This is a genomic window from Leptolyngbya subtilissima AS-A7 (assembly GCF_039962255.1).
Classification (GTDB): Bacteria; Cyanobacteriota; Cyanobacteriia; order Phormidesmidales; family Phormidesmidaceae; genus Nodosilinea.
Map to the genome: position 1 here is coordinate 423,603 of NZ_JAMPKY010000001.1, position 18,284 is coordinate 441,886.

The 18,284-nt window shown below is 54.5% G+C and carries 13 protein-coding genes; 6 read left to right on the forward strand and 7 right to left on the reverse strand.

Annotation, left to right across the window (positions count from 1 at the left end; translation table 11 throughout):
* Nucleotide 1 precedes the first annotated feature (1 nt).
* From NC979_RS01985 to NC979_RS02000, 4 genes are all read right to left on the reverse strand, one after another.
* On the reverse strand, nt 2-1,387 hold the full coding sequence (locus tag NC979_RS01985; protein ID WP_190523225.1) for an FAD-containing oxidoreductase: 1,386 nt from the start codon (nt 1,385-1,387) through the stop codon (nt 2-4).
* The gene (locus NC979_RS01990) at nt 1,387-1,845 is read right to left on the reverse strand and encodes a DUF4126 family protein (protein ID WP_190523227.1); all 459 of its coding nucleotides are present in this window, start codon (nt 1,843-1,845) and stop codon (nt 1,387-1,389) included. Before NC979_RS01990 ends, NC979_RS01985 begins: the two co-directional genes overlap by 1 nt.
* Before the next feature lie 368 nt (nt 1,846-2,213).
* Nucleotides 2,214-2,567, reverse strand: coding sequence for a hypothetical protein (locus NC979_RS01995; protein WP_242024176.1), 354 nt, complete (start codon nt 2,565-2,567; stop codon nt 2,214-2,216).
* Between the two features lie 112 nt (nt 2,568-2,679).
* On the reverse strand, nt 2,680-3,774 hold the full coding sequence (locus NC979_RS02000) for an HNH endonuclease (protein ID WP_199309000.1): 1,095 nt from the start codon (nt 3,772-3,774) through the stop codon (nt 2,680-2,682).
* Nucleotides 3,775-4,255: 481 nt separating this feature from the next.
* Between NC979_RS02000 and NC979_RS02005 the strand changes: the two genes are divergently transcribed.
* Nucleotides 4,256-4,546, forward strand: coding sequence for a hypothetical protein (locus tag NC979_RS02005; RefSeq protein WP_190523231.1), 291 nt, complete (start codon nt 4,256-4,258; stop codon nt 4,544-4,546).
* Nucleotides 4,547-4,629: 83 nt separating this feature from the next.
* Here NC979_RS02005 and htpG read toward each other — a convergent pair whose 3' ends face one another.
* Nucleotides 4,630-6,603, reverse strand: coding sequence for a molecular chaperone HtpG (gene htpG / locus NC979_RS02010; protein ID WP_190523233.1), 1,974 nt, complete (start codon nt 6,601-6,603; stop codon nt 4,630-4,632).
* A gap of 1,116 nt (nt 6,604-7,719) precedes the next feature.
* Here htpG and NC979_RS02015 point away from each other — a divergent pair.
* Together NC979_RS02015 and NC979_RS02020 are read left to right on the forward strand one after the other, a co-directional pair.
* A complete protein-coding gene (locus NC979_RS02015) occupies nt 7,720-10,725 on the forward strand; it encodes an ATP-binding protein (RefSeq protein WP_190523235.1) in 3,006 nt (1,001 codons plus the stop codon).
* Nucleotides 10,709-12,913 carry a two-component system response regulator gene (locus NC979_RS02020; protein ID WP_190523237.1) on the forward strand — a complete coding sequence of 735 codons (2,205 nt, stop codon included), beginning with the start codon at nt 10,709-10,711 and terminating at the stop codon, nt 12,911-12,913. The genes NC979_RS02015 and NC979_RS02020 overlap by 17 nt, the downstream gene beginning before the upstream one ends.
* 3 nt (nt 12,914-12,916) lie before the next feature.
* Here the strand turns inward: NC979_RS02020 and NC979_RS02025 are convergent, their stop codons facing one another.
* Together NC979_RS02025 and dnaA are read right to left on the reverse strand one after the other, a co-directional pair.
* Nucleotides 12,917-13,513: a YdeI/OmpD-associated family protein gene (locus NC979_RS02025; RefSeq protein WP_190523239.1), complete on the reverse strand. Its 597-nt coding sequence runs from the start codon at nt 13,511-13,513 to the stop codon at nt 12,917-12,919.
* A gap of 119 nt (nt 13,514-13,632) precedes the next feature.
* Complete coding sequence (gene dnaA / locus NC979_RS02030) at nt 13,633-15,054, reverse strand: chromosomal replication initiator protein DnaA (protein ID WP_190523241.1); 1,422 nt, start codon at nt 15,052-15,054, stop codon at nt 13,633-13,635.
* A gap of 408 nt (nt 15,055-15,462) precedes the next feature.
* Here dnaA and def point away from each other — a divergent pair, with 408 nt between their 5' ends.
* The 3 genes from def (at nt 15,463) to chlP (ending at nt 18,051) form a co-directional block, all read left to right on the forward strand.
* Complete coding sequence (gene def, locus NC979_RS02035; protein ID WP_190523243.1) at nt 15,463-16,026, forward strand: peptide deformylase; 564 nt, start codon at nt 15,463-15,465, stop codon at nt 16,024-16,026.
* Nucleotides 16,027-16,238: 212 nt separating this feature from the next.
* Nucleotides 16,239-16,619, forward strand: coding sequence for a hypothetical protein (locus NC979_RS02040; protein WP_313887178.1), 381 nt, complete (start codon nt 16,239-16,241; stop codon nt 16,617-16,619).
* A 196-nt stretch (nt 16,620-16,815) separates the two neighbouring features.
* Nucleotides 16,816-18,051, forward strand: a complete 1,236-nt coding sequence (gene chlP, locus NC979_RS02045) for a geranylgeranyl reductase (protein WP_190523245.1) — start codon at nt 16,816-16,818, stop codon at nt 18,049-18,051.
* Nucleotides 18,052-18,284: the final 233 nt, after the last annotated feature.

Genomic DNA, 18,284 nt, shown 5'->3' on the forward strand with positions numbered 1-18,284 from the left:
TTCAGGTGGGCGAAAGCGGCTGCATTTCGCCCACCACTGTGGGGATCAGCTCAGATACCGTGGGGTGAATGGGCACCGCCTTTTGCAGAGTGGTGTAGGGCTGGTCGGCAGTCATGATGTCGATCAGCCCGTGAATGGCCTCATCGCCGCCGACGCCCAAAATTGCCGCGCCGAGAATGCGCCGGGTTTCGGCATCGGCCACAATTTTGATCAAGCCCTGGGTCTCGCCTTTCTCAATGGCGCGGCCCACTTTTGTCATCGGTCTGGTGCCCATCAGCAGGGGCCGCCCGGTGGAGCGCGCCTGAGCCTCGGTTATGCCGACGCGCCCCAGGGGAGGGTCGGTATAGAGGGCGTAGGCGGGGATGCGATCGCTCACCCCTCGAGTCTCACCATCGAGCAGATTGGCGGCGACAATCTCAAAATCGTTGTAGGCGGTATGGGTGAAGGCACCTCGGCCATTGCAGTCGCCCAAGGCCCAAATGCCCGGCACAGTGGTGCGGAGCTGATCGTCCACGGTGATGTAGCCGTGCTCGTCGGTGGCGATACCGGCGCGATCGAGGCTGAGATCATGGGTGTTGGGCTGACGCCCTACCGCTAGCAGCACGTGGCTGCCAATCACCTCGGGCTCGCCGTCGGTACAGTCGAGATGCACCAATGCGCCATCGGCGTGGGGGGCAAAGGCAATACACTCGGCCCCTGTACGCACCTGTACACCCTCGGCTTCGAGCATGGCTCGAATCGCAGTGGATATATCCTCGTCCTCGCGGGAAACCAGGCGCGGGCCTTTCTCGACTACCGTGACCTCTGCTCCGAAGCGACGGTAGATTTGGGCAAACTCTAGGCCGATGTAGCTGCCGCCCACCACCACCAAATGTCGGGGCAGGCTGTCGAGCGCCAGCATAGATGTGTTGGTTAGATAGTCAATCTCCCCTACACCGGGCATATCTGGCACCCGCGCCCGACCGCCCACGTTGATGAAAATTTGCGGTGCGCTCAGGAGTTCGTCGCCGACCCGCAGGGTATTCGCGCTTTCAAAGCGGGCCTGACCATAGAACACAGTTAGGCGCTCCATACTGCCGAGCCAGGCCTCAAGGCCGCTGCGAGAATTTGCCACCACGGCATTGGTCCGCGCTTTGACCTGGGCCATATCGACCGCGATCGCGCCTGAGATCATCACGCCATAGTTGGCGGCGCGGCGGGCTAAATGTGCGGTATAGGCGCTAGCAACCAGGGTTTTGGTCGGTGTGCAGCCGGTATTAACGCAGGTGCCGCCAAACAGATGTTGCTCAATCAGCGCTACCTTCATGCCCGCCGCAGTCAGCCGTCCGGCCAGGGGTGGCCCTGCTTGACCGGCCCCAATGATTAGCGCGTCAAAGGATTGAGTCATCACAAGAGCCCCACAACTAAAACTGCGCCGACGATGGCGATCGCATCTTCGCTCAGCGCCGCCGGTAGGTCACGACCCAAGGCGGTAGCGAGGCGAGAACGGGCTGCCGCGCCGCCCAATGTGCCGATTACTGCGCCCACCGCACCTGCCATGAGTCCGCCCACCCAGGTGCCGCTAGGTAGGGCGATCGCCGCCCCTGAGAGGGCTCCACTGACAATGCGAGCGCCAAACTGGACTGGAACCTTGCGACTGGGTGTAAAGGGAAGTTGATCGGTGACGAATTCGCCCAGTGCCAACGCCGATAAGATCCAGGGGGTGAAGCGGTAGCCCAGGAAGGCGAGCCAGCTGCCGTCAAGGTCAAGGTAGCCCAGGTAGGCGGCCCAGCTGACAGCTGCGATCGCGGTCATGGTGCGTAGACCGGCAATGATACCTATCAGCAGCGCCAGCAAGTAAACCATAGGGCAGCCTCAACGGTTTGCATTCAATCACGGTCGCCTAGTCTCTGCTCTATTTCGCCCAAAACTCATAAGTAGACCAGCGCTAATTGATATAGCGACTGTCTATAGTCCGGCTTGTGAGAACTTTAATAACCGAAGGTTAAGAACCGATTTATCGTCTCGGGTACTGCGATGGCGAAATCATTGCATACACTCTCAATAGAGTCAACGACTTCTGTAAAGAGAGCCTTGACCCATGCAAATATCGTTACCTTTGGCTCTTTAAAAGCTAGAGATAGCCCGTTGGACTGGCAAAGTTGATGAATACCTACGCTCTGGCAGCTTAACCAAAGAACGCTTTTAACGGGTTCATCTACCTTGCTGAATAGCTAAGTTACAGAAAGTTCTAATGAGTTGTACTCGATTTCGACCCTGTCTCCATATTTGATATTTGGTATGGGCGGCGCAATTATTTCGATGATGGAAGGATTTTGAAAGTTGCGCTTTTTGGTCTCTGGGTGAGGGTAATACATCCAGCAGTTATAAGTTGAGGTTTGGAACAAAACCCGACAGCGAGAGAAGGAAAAGTCTTCGGGAGGATGGCGATCGGTCCACTCGACCTGGCGAAATGTGAGTTCAGGATCGGTTAGCTGAAAGGTGTGGGGACTAATGGAAATATTGAGCGTCCCCTTAAAATATTCTGTTAGATCCAACCCTAAAGCTTCAAAAAACGGCGTTTGCATTTCGATAGTCCCTCCAGGATAGGGACTATCTGTAGCGGAGCCGGAAGCTACTTGGTGGCCATGCTCCACTAAGCCACTTACAATGTGCCAATATCTATTAATCATCTACTAACTATTTATCTCTCAGGTCAGTCATATCTTTGTTTGATTTTCCAATATTGCATTTCCAACATAAGGCCTGCAAATTTTCTTTGTTATCTGTTCCACCTTTAGAACGAGGTACTATATGGTCAACATGCAGCGTAGTGCCATGCTCTTTAGCTGATCTTCCACAACTACAGCAAGTCCATTTATCTCTAGCTAATATTTCCCACCAAAGACCTGCTCGAATGAATTGATAGCTTTCCAATTCAGGCAAGTTGATTTCATCCTGAGCCTTTTTGAAAGGCTTATCTTCATCCGTCCACTCTTTTCGTCGGCTAAAATACCAACCTTTTGTGAACTGATAATCTATAAGCTTGTCCAACATCATCTCTAGTGGGTAGGTCTGACCTTTTGCAATTGTAATAAAGCTATCTAAAATTGGGTATAAAGCAACAAAAGCACGTTTAACTTCCCATAAACCTCTATGCCTGGAGGTCGGGAAGTAGTAAGTTGGGGAGAATATATATAGCGAGTATCTTGATAAATATTCGTCTTCTTCTGGGCTGTTAAGGATGGCGTCTGCAAGATTGGTATAAGTGAAATTGTGGGTAAATGTATATGAGATTCCATTTTCAGAAAATATTTTTTCTACTTTATCTATGCATTTATATAGGCTATCTGCAATTAATTTAATATAGTTATTATCCTGATCGAGACGTACGTATCCATACCCAAATGGCTGTAATACCACTGTTAATGCCCCATCTGGATATATTTCGTAAATCAACGAGCTACAGTGAATGCTGGCGTATTGACCACTTTTTCTTCTGAAGATTAGCTTTTGCTGGTGTCTTTTGCCTGAAACGCCCATAAAGACACTTTCAGAATCTACATTAGACATGGCCTCCTTGCGGTGGTTGGGACGATAGACAATGGTCATATTTTCGTAAGGATTTACACCGTAAACTTCCTCTATCTCTCGCAAAGATTCCTTGACTAAAACTTCTAGTCTGGGGAAGAAATAGTTTTGAAGAGTGTTGAGCCTAGTAGGTAGGTCAGGAACGTGAAATATCTCTTGATATTTGGCTTCAAATTTTAATTCGTCAAAGCTATTTTTGTCCATCTTGAATTTTTGATTTTGCTTGCTTCAAGGCTGCGAAAATGACATGCGTGCGAACCATTGTCTTGAGTTAGTTGAGCTAATTACTTTGATTGAACTGACTTCAGTTATAGTATTTTTTATTCATAGAACGTACGGCAATATCTTTCTCGAATAGGCTAAGAGTCTCTGTGTAGTTATGCCAATGAGAACTGCTCTATATGGCTAACTCCTCATCTAAGAATCCTATCTATCACTAACCTTTTAGAACTTATAACCGTTCCTGCAAACTTGGTTGCTGGCGAATGCAGTCATGGTGTGACTATACCCACCCCATGAAAGTACCCCTTCTGTAATAGGAGTATATTTACTCCATGGGTGAGCCTACTTCAGGTTGATAACTATGGAGTGTGGCCAACCTGGTAACTACCTGTAACAATTTAAAGCCCAGTCCTTCGGCCTCGAAAACTTCAGGACTGGGCGACTCACTATGGAGCTAAAACCCATGATGACAGAGACAAGACAAAGCGATCGCCTGATCACCTTAGATCTAGCTGCATCTCTGCCCGACCCCGAACCTCAGCAACCCTTGATCGACTTGAGAGATCAGCCATCTCCCGATGTTTTGCGTCTACTGGCGATCGGTTCTCCCCCTGTTGTGAACGGCTGTGTGATGACCCTATATCGCCTGGGCTATGCCCGCCCCGAAGAATGGTCACGGCAATTGCCGACTATAAACCCCAACGAGGTCATGCGAATATTGACCAAACGCATGACGCTGTTCGAGCGGGAGTAAGGATAGATAAGAAGTACTTGCAAACACTAAAAGAGCCCCAGCTTCTTTAAGAAACTGGGGCTCTTTCTTCAAAAAGTTACTTTCTAGCGCTCGGTGAGCTTAGTCAGCAGCGTGTTCGATCGCTCCACAAAGGTCTTCATGCCATTGGCATCAAAGCCCTTTTGGGCCATCAGCGCCGTGTCGTAGATCTGGTTGCAGATCATCGTCGCCATATCGCCTGCCGGAGAGCTGCCGCCGTCTGCCCCAATAATTGTGCTCTGGCTCAGGCCCAGCAGGTTTTGAATCAGCGGGTGGGCGGTGTTCACCATCAGCACGTGGTCGTCGGGGAACTGCATCTCCTGCTGCTGAATCATTGCCATGGTCTCCTGCATGCGGCGGGCTTCTTCGGGCAGCAGCACCATGGCTGGGGGTGCACCCTCACCCTTCAGCGCCTGGGGTTTGACGTTGACGCGGGGGCGATTGATCGCCTGCTCAAACATCTCTTTGATTTGGTCGTCGCGGGTTTTGTTGGTGGCCGGGTCAACGATTTCGCTCTGCTTCTCTTTGTCGAGCAGAGTGTCATCCAAATCCGCATCGACGCGAACGAACTTCACATCGGAGTACTCCCGCTCCAGGGTTGGAATAAAGTGGGTGTCGATGAACGAATCCATGAACAGCAGCTCAAGGCCCTGGCTCCTGAACAGCTCAATGTAAGTGGCCTGGGAGACTTCATCGGTGGCGTAGAAAACGCGATTTTCGTGCTTGTCTTTGTTGCGCTCTAGGTATTCTTGCAGGGTGGTGTAGAAGTTGCCCTTGGCATCGGTGGCGGGCTTATTGTCCGACACTTCTGACCAGGCGTCGCCCTCATCGGTCTGCACTTCGACCTTAGCGGCTTCGGTATCACCTAGTTTGGCGGTGGTACGGAAGATCAGGATGTCTTTGACCTGCTCTTTGAACTTGTCGTCGTTGAGGGAGCCAAATTTGACGAAGTTGCCCAGGTCTTGCCAGCTGGCGATGTACTTGGCGGGGTCGTCGCGGTACAAGGCTTTGAGGCTGTCGCCCACTTTCTTAGCGATGTAGTCGGCGATGCGGCGCACGGTGCGATCGCCCTGCAAGAAGCTCCGACTCACGTTTAGCGGAATATCGGTGCTGTCGATCACGCCGCGCAGGGGCAACAAGAAGCGGGGCACCACTTCTTCGCAATTGTCGGTGACAAAGACCTGGTTGCAGTAGAGCTTAATGCTGCTCTTGGTGATGTCGATGTCGGGCTTGAGCTTCGGAAAGTAGAGAATGCCGTTGACCACGAAGGGGTAGTCAGTGTTGAGGTGAATCCACAGCAGCGGGTCTTCCTGGAAAGGATACAGGTAGCGGTAGAACTCCAGGTAGTCTTCGTCGGTGAGGCTACTGGGCGATTGCTTCCAGGGGGCCTCGTGCTTGTTGACCACTTCGCCGTCAATCTTGATCGGCACCGGCATGAAGTCGCAGTAGGTCTTAATCAACTGCCGAATGCGGGCGGGCTCTAAATATTCTTCTTCGCCCTCCATCAGGGTGAGGGTGATGGTGGTGCCGACGGTGGTGCGATCGGAGGCGCTCAGCTCAAACTGGGTCGAGCCGTCGCAGCTCCAGTGCACGGCTTCGGCCCCTTCTTTATAGGAGAGGGTGTCGATCTCGACGGTGGAGGCCACCATGAACGAAGAGTAAAATCCCAAACCAAAGTGACCAATGATGGGATCTTCGGCGGCGCTATCTTTGTACTTGGTGATGAATTCTTCAGCGCTAGAGAAGGCCACCTGGTTGATGTACTTTTTGATCTCCTCGGCGGTCATACCGATACCGGTGTCGGAGATGCTGAGGGTCTTCTTGTCTTTGTCAAACTTGATTTCAATCTCGGGGGCGCTGATGTCGCCGGAGTATTCGCCCGATCGCGCCACCATGGAGAGCTTTTTAATGGCGTCGACGGCGTTAGAGACCAGCTCCCGCAGAAAGATCTCGTGCTCCGAGTAGAGCGCTTTTTTAATGATCGGAAAAATATTCTCGGTATGGATCGAGATATTACCCTGTTCCAGAATCGTCGTCATGGCGGTTCGGTGGTGGTTCAACTATGGGTTACTTAAAGGCAATTTTTGACCGAGACGACAAATTCCACAAGCGGCGATCTCTGTACTGAGAGGTTCGGTTGACCCTACTCACCAGGGTAGAGAGTGCCTGAAGCGACCAGTTCTGCCCGCCGGACGGACGTTCCATTTTCCAGCACTTAGGCAAAGGCTCGAATGCTTTGCCAAGGAAGCTAGTGACTTCAGCTCGGCCCCAAATCATCAGCCATACGGCGAAGACAAAATATCGCCGCTATAGCCTTGGTCAACCCAAAGCACCTTCCTGCTTAGGACTCGTGGCATCCTCTTCGACCATTTGCCGACAGATAGGGCCTGCGGTCTTTGCTATGTAGCGGCGATCGCATACACCTGATTTTGCTCAAGAGGGGCGATCGCTGATACTCATAATCTAGAGTGAGTCTCGCCGTTAACCCATATTATGCATTTCGGTTCACCGACTAATTTTAGAAGCTGTGAAAACAATCAGAAGATCTGTCTTAATAGTGATTCATTTTCCTAAATTTGTTCTGAGTTAATCAACCCAAATAGACCCTATCAAATATAACTCTTTCGAGCGATTGAGGAAGGGTGATCTTTACCTGAGTAATGGCTTAGCGTAGCCCCTCAAACTAATCTTGAGGACGCATTTTCTGCACTATAGCCTACCCTATCGCTCCTAGGGTGCTGATCTTGTGTTTAGTAAAGCGAGGAAAATTCCCGACCGAAATTTTCTTCCCTGGAAGCAGAAGTTACTGGAAAACGAACTTTAAAGACTTGATTCAACAGTATAGACACTGAACCAGCAGGTTAAGAAAAGTAAGGATGTGTATCGAATTTAAGCCCAAACAGCGTTCACTTAAGAATATTCGGTCACTCTAACTGGTTCTCGGCTGGTTAACTTTGGTTGCTAAGTCGGTTTTATTGGGGGCTGGGAACCTTATAAGCAGAGGTGGCGGCGCTAATAGGCCAAAGGTAAGCATTGCAAAACGCTAAGTGCCTAAAGCGTGACTATGGATGCAGGCCCTATTGGCATGGACGACGCAGCAATTAGGAATTATGAACAACGTTGTAGGAGACTTGTTAGCGCAGCAGCAAAAGAGGATGGCTCAGCGGAGTTCCTTCGGGTTAGTTATTCTGCTGATTTTAGGGGCTCTAGGAAATTATTTTCGCTGGTCATTCTTTTTTCATATTGACTTTCTCTTTGGCACAATCGCCGTATGGCTAGTGCTTAGTTACTATGGCGTTCGCTGGGGTGCAGTGGCGGCGGTAGTGGCCTCCAGCATCACCTACTTTCTCTGGAAGCACCCCTACGCCATTGTTACCTTTACCGCCGAGTTTCTATTTGTCGCGTTTTTTTATGCTCGCCACTCTCGGCGTAACCTGGTGCTGGTCAATGCCATTTATTGGGTGCTCATCGGCATGCCGCTGGCGTGGTTATTTTACTCCCTGGTTTTAAGAGTAGACCCCAACCAAACCCAGATTATTATGCTCAAGCAGGGGGTCAATGGCATCTTTAATGCCCTGGTGGCTAGTCTGCTGCTGTCCTATACCCCCATTCACCGCTGGATAGGACGGCCCCAGGCGGCTAGCGCACTATCGCTTCAGCAAACCCTGTTTAACCTACTGGTGGCCGCTGCCTTTTTCCCGACGCTGATTTTGATGGCGCAAGATAGCCACGGGGTTGTAGCCAAAGTTGTGGCCCAAGAGCAAATTCAACTCAACTTATTTTCCCAGCCCTTGGCAGCTCGCATTGAGGCTTGGTACGACCGCCACGTTGAGGCGACCACGGCTCTGGCCGACATTGCCGCTCAGGCAGCGGGGCCTTCACGCTCTCTGCAGAACCAGGGAACCCTACAAGCCCAGACCAAAACTATTCAAGCGCTGACTCCAGATTTTCAGCATTTAGTGGTAACCAACGGTACCAATGAGATTGTGGCCGAGGCCGCCAGTAACCATGGCCCTCCCCATGCGCTCAGGCTGCCTGACCCGAGCCAAGTTGCCAAGGACCTTGGGCCATCCCTATCCCGCGATCGCATGGGAGACCACTCCGCTCAAAACAGTACCGTGCTGCTCAGCCAGCCCGTGCTCAATCAGGGCCAGGTGCAGGGCCGCGTCTGGGGCGAGATTGATCTGTCTCCAATGAAAGACATGCTGGCAGAAACTGCCGCTGAGCTGCATTTTCAGGTGACGTTGGTCGATCAAAACCAGCAGGTGCTGCTGAGCACAAACCCTGAGCGGGGCTGGAGTAGCACCTTCGACCTGCGCCAAACAGGCGAAGTCGTAACTCTCAGCGATGGAATTTATCACTGGTTGCCGACCGACGGTAGCCCCCTGTACGTCACCCGCTGGCGCAACTCGTGGTTTGTAGAAGAACTGTCCCTGCCGGCTATTGCCGGGTGGAAGCTGATTGTCGAGTCTCCGGCCCAGCCCCACATTCAACCGGTGCAGCAACAGCACACCAGAAGTTTATTCATTTTGCTGGTGGTCACGGCGCTGACCCTAGCCATTGCGCACTGGCTCAGTCGGCGGTTTGTGAAGCCGCTGTTTGAACTGGCCCAGGTGACTACTAACCTGCCGACCCAGGTGCAGGAGCGCCGAACGATTCAGTGGCCCACCAGCCCGTTGATAGAGCTGCGATCGCTGGTGCAAAACTTCCAGCAGATGGCCGTCACCCTGACCCAAAAATTTCAGGAATTGCAGCAGGCCAAGCAAACCGCAGAGGTGGCAAACCAGGCCAAAAGCGAGTTTTTGGCCAACATGAGCCATGAGCTGCGGACCCCCCTCAACGCTATTCTGGGTTTTACTAACCTGCTGCATCGCCAGCCCGCCCTAGCCTCCCACCGGTCGGAGCTCGAGTTGATCAAATCTAGCGGCGAGCACCTGCTTGACCTAATTAACGATGTGCTTGATCTGGCCAAAATTGAGGCTGGGCGCATGACCCTCAAGGCCGCTGCCTTTAACTTGCTCGACTTTATCGCCAACCTGGAGAGTATGTTTTCGCTGCGAGCCCAGGCTAAGTCGATTGGCTTCGCCGTTGAGCGCGGCGCTGAGCTGCCGCAGTTTGTCCAGGCTGATGAGCGCAAGCTGCGCCAGGTGATCATGAACCTGCTCAACAATGCGATTAAATTTACCGAGGCTGGGAAAGTGACGCTGCGGGTTTTGTGGTCCCCGCAGCGGGAGGGCTGGTTGCAGTTTGAGGTGATCGATTCTGGCTTCGGTGTTGCCCCTGAGGAGATGAACCTACTGTTTCAATCGTTTTCGCAAACTGAGTCCGGGCGGGGTAGCAACGAAGGCACTGGTCTGGGGCTGCGTATTTGCGATCAGCTGATTCAGCTGATGGGAGGCACGATTGAGGTGCAAAGCCAGCCTGGCCAGGGGTCGCAGTTTACGGTGCAGGTGCCGGTATTGGGGGCGATCGCCGCTCAGCTGACGCCGCTCCCCTCAACCCGTCAGGCTACGGGGCTAGCTCCTGACCAGCTGCCCTACCGGCTGCTGGTGGTCGACGACCAGTTCAGCAATCGCCGGTTGCTGATGCAGTGGTTAAGCGACCTGGGGTTTGAGGTGCGCGAGGCCTGCCATGGTCGAGAGGCGATCGCCCAGTGGCAAGACTGGCAGCCCCACCTCATCTGGATGGACATGCGCATGCCGGTGATGGATGGCTACGAGGCCACCCGTCAGATCAAAGCCCAAGTGCAGGGGCAGGCCACCGCCATCATTGCCCTCACCGCCAGCGTCTTTGACGAAGAAAAATCGCTGGTGCTGTCAGCGGGCTGCGACGACTTTGTTCGCAAGCCGTTTGAGCCGACGGTAATTGTCGACAAGCTGGAGCAGCACCTGGGGGTGCAGTTTGTCTATGCCGAGCCCCTGGCCCCCGCCGCTGAGACGGCTCTCTGTCCAGCGGGTAGCCTAGCTATGATGCCCCAAGACTGGTGCGATCGCCTTTACCACGCCGCTACCCAGGCCGACCAAAAAGCTCTGTTTCACCTGCTCGAGGCCCTGCCGGGTGAGCAGGAGTTCCACCGTCAAGTTTTGCAAGGCTGGGTAGCCAACTTCCAATTTGACAAGCTGATGTCCCTCTGCCGGCGCGAAGATGAGCGAACGCCCTAACCCCAAGCCCACCATTTTGATCGTCGATGACGTTCCTGACAATCTGCATTTGCTGATTCGGGAACTGGGGGAGCAGGCCTACGAAACGCGGGGCGTCTTAACAGGGGCTATGGCCCTTACGGTGGCTCGCTCAACCCCCATCGACTTGATTTTTCTCGACATTATGCTGCCCGATACTGACGGCTACAGCGTCTGTGAAACCCTCAAGGCTGACCCTGCCACCCGTGATATTCCGGTTATTTTTATTAGCGCCCTCGACGAAGCCCTCGACAAGGTCAAAGCCTTTGCGGTGGGCGGCGTAGACTATATTTCTAAGCCCTTCAGAACCGCAGAAGTGATAGCCCGGGTTAACACTCAACTCAGTCTCCGCCAGGCCCAGCGTCAGCTGCAGCAGTTTAACCAGGCGCTAGAGCAACAGGTGCAGCAGCGCACCTATGAGCTGGGGGAGGTCAACCAATCGCTGCTAGCCGAAATTCAGGTGCGGCAGCAGGCGGAGCAAGATTTGCGCAGCAGCGAAATTCGCTATCGCCTGATCGCCGACAACATGAGCGATTTGGTCTGTCTGCACAACACCGAAGGGGAGTTTTTATACGTCAGCCCGTCAGTTCAATCCCTGCTGGGCTACGCCGCCACCGACCTGCTCGGCAAGCGCCTCCAGGATTTTTGCCACCCGGCCGATAGTGACTGCATTCAGCTCCAGTTTCAACCCTTGCCGGAGCAAGGCGAATCGAGCACCAGCTGCTATCGGTTTCGGTGTCAGTCGGGCCACCACATCTGGCTCGAAACCCTGGCTAAGCCAGTGCTCGATGACGCAGGGGCAATCACCGGCATTGTCACCAGCTCGCGGGATGTGAGCCGCCGGGTTGAAGTCGAACATCGGCTGCGCCACGATGCCTTGCATGACGCCCTTACCCAACTGCCCAACCGCGACTGGTTGGCCAAACGCCTGGAGCTAGAGCTGATGCAGTGCAGCTGGTATGGCGGCCATCGCTTTGGCCTGCTGATGGTTGACCTCGATCGCTTTAAGGCGGTGAACGATAGCCTGGGTCACCTGCTCGGCGACAAACTGCTGGTGGCCGTGGCCAACTTGCTCAAGGGCTGCGTTCGCGATATTGATATGGTGTCGCGCTGGGGCGGCGACGAGTTTGTGATTTTCCTAGAGAGAATTACTGCCGCCAACGAAGTCATTCAGGTCGCCAATCGCATCCAGGCCACGCTCGAAAACCCGATCGCCCTCGACGGCAAAATTATTTTTACCTCCGTCAGCATTGGCATCTTAATTGGCGATGGCTCCTACGCCAACAGCAACGACATTTTTAGGGATGTGGATATTGCCCTCTACCGGGCCAAGGAGATGGGGCGCAACCGCTACGAAATTTTTAGCCTAGAAATGTACCAGCAGGCGATCGCCCGACTCAACCTCGAAAACGAACTGCGTCTAGCCATTCAGCAGCAGCACTTTGTGGTGCACTACCAGCCAATTGTGTCGCTCAAAACGCGATCGCTGCTGGGGTTCGAGGCCTTGGCCCGGTGGCAGCACCCCACCCAAGGGCTGATTATGCCCGGCGAGTTCATCGATCTAGCCGAAGATACTGGGCTGATTAAGCCCCTCGGCGGGCAAATTTTGCGTCAGGTGTGCGAAACCCTGAGCCAGTGGAGCGCTTCCTATTCCCTAGGCAATGGTTTTCAAGTCAGCGTCAATGTGTCGGGCCAGCAGTTTCGCGACCCGGCCTTTATCCACACCGTCGACCGGATTTTGGTCGACACCGGGGTGGCGGGTCGCTGGCTTAAGTTTGAAATCACCGAGCGCATTTTGCTAGAGCAATCAGAGAGCATTGCCAGCACCCTAGCGGCGATTCGCAGTCGCGGCATTGAGCTCAGCATTGACGACTTTGGCACCGGCTACTCGTCCCTGCGCTACCTCAGTCAGTTTTCGGTGCAAACCCTCAAGATCGATCGCTCCTTTGTCAACCAAATGCAGCCCACTCGCCAGGGCATTGTGCAGGCCATTGTCGATTTGGCCCACAACCTGGAGATGACCTGTATTGCCGAAGGGGTCGAAACCGAGCTGCAGCTTACCCAACTGCTCAGCCTGGGGTGTGAGGCGGCCCAGGGGTATTTTTTCGCTCGCCCCCTGCCCGTAGAAGCGGCGACTCAGATGCTTGAGGGCGATCGCCGGTTGCCCTAGCCCCTAGCCGGGGCGTTTAGGCCAGCTGTTGGCGCGAAGGTTTTGGGCGGCCAGTTCTACGGTTTCAGCAATGCGGCGATCGCGGGTTTCAGCCCGTTTGGCGCTGGCAATCCATTCCAAAATGCCCCGCTTTGCCGAACGCGGAAAAGCCTCAAAATTTGCTCTGGCCAACCCATTCTCCGCCAAGGCCGTTGCCAGATCCGCCGGCACCTCTAGACGCTCGATCGGATCCAGCAACTCCCACGACCCATCTCGTTTCGCCGCCTCAATTTTTGCCAGCCCTGGCGGCATCATTAGCCCCGCCTCGCTCAGGGCAGCAATCCGCTTTTTGTTAAGCGCCGACCAGCCGGTACCCGGCTGGCGCGGGGTCATCCACAGCATGGTGCGCTCATCGTCGAGCTTGTTGCCTTTGCTGTCGATCCAGCCAAAGCACAGCGCTTCTTCCACCACCTCATCGTAGGAAACGTGGGGCTTACCCGACCGTTTCTTATAGGTGATCAGCCATAACCCTTCAGTCCGCGAGTGATTTGTCGCCAACCACTCGCGCCACTCAGCGCGGCTTTCAACTTGAATAGAATTGTCGGGCGCTTCAGTCGCCATGGCAGTCAGGACAAGTCATCCTCAAGCCTCAGCATACTCAATTCACCCCATTGTGCTGCTTCAGCAACATCCCAACTCATCCACCCATCCACCCGCCTACCCGCCTACCCACCCACCCTTCACCGTCCCCGCTCGGACATACTCAGGCGATCGCCCAACTGCCGAATGGTCTGGGCCAGGTCTAAATCGCGCTTCAGCAGCTTCTCGATTTTGGTATAGCTGTAAAGCACCGTGGTGTGGTCTTTGCCGCCAAAGGCATCGCCAATTTTGGGCAGGCTGAGGTCGGTGTGGCGGCGCATTAGATACATGCCCACCTGACGGGCCTGGCTGATTTCCCGCCGTCGTGAGGATCCCTTTAAATCTTCCACCGAGACGCCAAACTTTTCCGCCACCACCGCCAGAACCGAACTGGGCGAGGCCTCAACTTTATCTGCCGGAGGGTTCAGCACCGCCGTCAGGTGTTCGACGGTCATGGGCAGACCTGAAATCGAGGTGTAGGCGAGGGCGCGAATCAATGCCCCCTCCAGCTCGCGAACATTTGAGGTGTAGCTGGCGGCAATATACTCGAGGGCCTCTCGAGGCAGCTCCACCTGCTCGTACTCCGCCTTTTTTTGCAGAATAGCGATTCGGGTCTCGTAGTCGGGGGTCTGAATGTCGGCAATCAGGCCCATGGAAAACCGCGAGATCAGCCGGTCTTGCAGCCGCATAATCTGGTTGGGGGGCCGGTCTGAGGCCAGCACAATCTGTTTGCCCGCCTCGTGGAGCGTGTTGAAGGTGTGGAAGAACTCCTCCTGGGTGTACTCTTTGCCCTCAATAAACTGAATGTCATCTACCAGCAAAATATCCACATCCCGGTAGTGGGAGCGAAAGTGCTGCATGCTGTCGCGGCGAATGGCGGTGATCAGGTCGTTGGTAAACTGCTCTGTGCTGACGTAGGCCACTCGCGCCTGGGGGGCAACTTCCTGCCGGTAGTGGCCAATAGACTGCATCAGATGGGTTTTGCCTAAGCCCACTCCGCCGCACAAAAACAGCGGGTTAAACTCACGCCCTGGTGACTCGGCCACCGCCAGAGCCGCCGCATGGGCCATGCGGTTGTTGGCTCCCACCACAAAGCGCGAAAACACCGCCTTGTGGTTGAGGTCGTTGTAATTTTCCCGAGTCGGGGCGGGCGACTCCGCCGGCATTGCCCGGGTGGGCAATACTGGGGTCGAGCGAGCAGGTAGGGTCGGGGCCGAGGTTGGCCAGTTGACCTCAGCCATGGGCCGCAGCGCCGCCGAGGTATCATCCCCGTCGGGTACTACCGTCACCTGAAGCTCAATGGCCTTGCCCAAAATATTGTTGACGACTTGAGTAATGGTGCCTGCATAGTGCTTCTGCACCCAGTTGCGGGAAAAAGGGTTGGGGGTCGATATCACCAGGGCGCGATCGCTCAGGGTTTGCGCCTGAGCAGGCTTAATCCAGGTTTCAAAGGTGGGTCGGCTCAGCTCCACCTGAAGCTGATTCAAAACCTCTTCCCACAACCGATCCAGGGCCTGGTCCACGGTTTACCTCGTAAATAACCGCTGCCCGAAGGCAGACATCGCGCATGATTAGCTGATCGGGCTACCACTCCCTAGCCCGCTAGCATTCTGATGCCAGAACTGGGGCTTTCCAGGGCCGTGGAACCGTTTGTCCCGAACCTTAGCTGTAGACCGGGGCAGCCCAGTCCAACAGCTATTGGAAGATCTATAGGGTACTAGATATACAGATAAAAAATGTCCCTAATTCTACATATAGCGTTTTGGCAAAATTTGGATCCGGTAGTGCTCCAATTAAGCGAGGCACTAGAGGCGTCCCGCTGGTCTATTGAACCATAGGACTCTAGCCTCTGGGAAAGATATATACAATGGCTACAATATTGCTCACCTAACCCCGCCCCTGGCTCATCCTTTGACACCTAAGGCCTATCTATGACCACCCCAGAGTCTTCGTCGCCATCGCCATCCTCGCCTTCGCTACTAACCTTGGGCCATCCGGTGCTGCGCCAGGTCGCTCAACCCGTGACCGCGGTAGAAGATGGATCGGTACAACAGCTGATTGACCAGCTGTTGACCACAGTGCGCACCGCCAACGGTGTCGGCATTGCCGCCCCTCAGATAGGCCACTCGCTACGGATACTGGTGATTGCCTCGCGCCCCAACCTGCGCTACCCTCACGCCCCTCTAATGGAGCCGACGGTGCTGATCAACCCCCGTCTGGTATCGGCTAGCGATGAGCTAGAGCTGGGCTGGGAGGGCTGTCTCAGTGTGCCAGGAGTGCGGGGCCAGGTGCCGCGCCATCAAACCGTGGAGGTGGAATACTGCGATCGCCACGGACAAGCCCACCGTCAAATTTGGCAGGGCTTCGTCGCCCGTATTTTTCAGCACGAAGTCGACCATCTAGACGGCAAGGTGTTTCTCGACCGAGTGCAGTCTGAGGTTGACCTGCTGACTGAAGACGCTTACCAGGCTATGGAAATCGCCACTTTTGGCTAAGGGTTGTCCAAGCTTTGCCTGACCGTATCAGTTTCTTGGCGCTAGCCAATTAATTCTTGACGGGCTGTATTTCAGAATGCAACGACCCTAGCCCGATTTTGAAAAACATTCAGCAGAATCAGAGCCGTCCCAGGTCACTCAGTTACCCTGATACCTCTGGCCGGATAACTTCTGACCAGACTATCTGGCTGGCTAAGGCCAAAGGAAACAGCGTGAGTTCTCACCCGCAGCCCCGCATTGTCCGCCTCGACATGCTCGATACCGACTACGCCAAAATAGCGGCGGGAGAGCCCATTCCCGACGCCAAAAAGCAGCGGCTCTCCCAAGACAGCTACGACTTTACCCGCTTGGGGCAGCACATTGCCCGCTACCGCTACGGTGGGCTTGACGAACAGGGGCAAGACGACATTCTCTGCACCCTGGGCACTACCGCTGGGCTATTTACCCTGGCCGATGTCGAGGATATGAACGATCGCCTCCGTCAGACCGGTCGCTTTTACCTCACCCCTGGCGAGCGTCAGCAGGTAATCAACTGGCTGGTGGACGAGTTGGGCATCGAGTTGACTGAAGAACTGAACTCTCAGGGTGAGTAGATATAAAGCTCTATCTGTGAACATTTCATTCGCTATAGATTTATCTCTGGCTAACGAATAAAATCTGGCCCGTTCCCGGTATCTCAATGTAAACGAGTGTTTCAATCGAGTTACAACCCTTGAGAGTGGCCCAAAATGCCAAAAATCCCGTGATACGATGCCCTCGTAGCTTTTCGCAATAGTGGAGTAAGCACCCTTGGTACTTCGGGTAGCAGTAGTAGGATCAGGTCCAGCAGGCTCCTCGGCTGCTGAGACACTAGTTAGAGCCGGTATTGAAACGTACCTATTCGAGCGCAAGCTCGACAACGCCAAGCCCTGCGGCGGAGCGATTCCCCTGTGCATGGTCGAAGAATTTGATTTGCCGCCGGAGATCATCGATCGCCGCGTGCGCAAGATGAAGATGATCTCGCCCTCCAATGTCGAGGTCAACATTGGCAGCACCCTCAAAGAGGACGAGTACATCGGCATGTGCCGCCGCGAAGTGATGGATGGCTTTTTGCGCGATCGCGCTGCCCAGCACGGCGCTAAGCTGATCAACGGTACCGTTCACACCCTCGAAATTCCCACCACCGAGACGGGGGCCTATACCCTCCACTACACCGAGCACCGTGAAGATGGTCTAGTGGGCGACAACAAGTCGCTCCAGGTCGATCTGGTAATTGGTGCCGATGGGGCTAACTCCCGCGTCGCCAAGGCGATCAAGGCTGGGGATTACAACTATGCGATCGCCTTCCAGGAGCGCATTCGCCTGCCCGAAGACAAGATGGCTTACTACGAAGACCTAGCCGAGATGTACGTGGGCAACGACGTTTCCCCCGACTTCTACGCCTGGGTATTCCCCAAGTATGACCACGTCGCCGTAGGCACTGGCACCATGCGGGTCAACCAGGCCAAGATCAAGGGTCTTCAGGCCGGTATTCGCGCCCGCGCCGCCAAGCGTCTAGAGGGCGGTGAAATCATCAAAGTTGAAGCGCACCCCATTCCTGAGCACCCCAGACCCCGCCGCGTTGTCGGCCGTGTGGCTCTAGTCGGCGATGCCGCTGGCACCGTCACCAAGTCCTCCGGTGAGGGCATCTACTTCGCCGCTAAGTCGGCCCGCATGTGTGCCGAAACCATTGTGGAATTTTCCAACAATGGCCAGCGCATTCCCACCGAAGCCGACCTCAAGGTCTATCTAAAGCGCTGGGACAGACAGTACGGCATGACCTACAAAGTGCTGGATCTGCTGCAAACGGTGTTCTACCGTTCCGACGCCACCCGCGAGGCCTTTGTCGAAATGTGCTCTGACATCGATGTGCAGAAGCTCACCTTCGACAGCTACCTCTACAAGACCGTGGTGCCTGCCAACCCCCTGGTGCAGATGAAAATCACCGCCAAGACCATGGGCAGCCTGATTCGTGGCCATGCGCTAGCTCCGACCCGGAGCTGGTAGTAGGGCGATCGCTCAGTTTCTTTCTAACCCCCTAAGCTGACTGGCTTTGACAGAGTATTGTCAAAGCCAGTTTTTTATACTTGGTGAACCCAGAGTTCCTATTGATAACCTGACCCAATGCTCAACTCTTTGGCTCTAGCCTTAAGCTTTGCTTCCACCGCTTTGTTGGCACGAAGCCCAGACGTTGCTTCGGCACCCTCTTGATGGACAAAATCCTGGGCAGCCTACTTTAG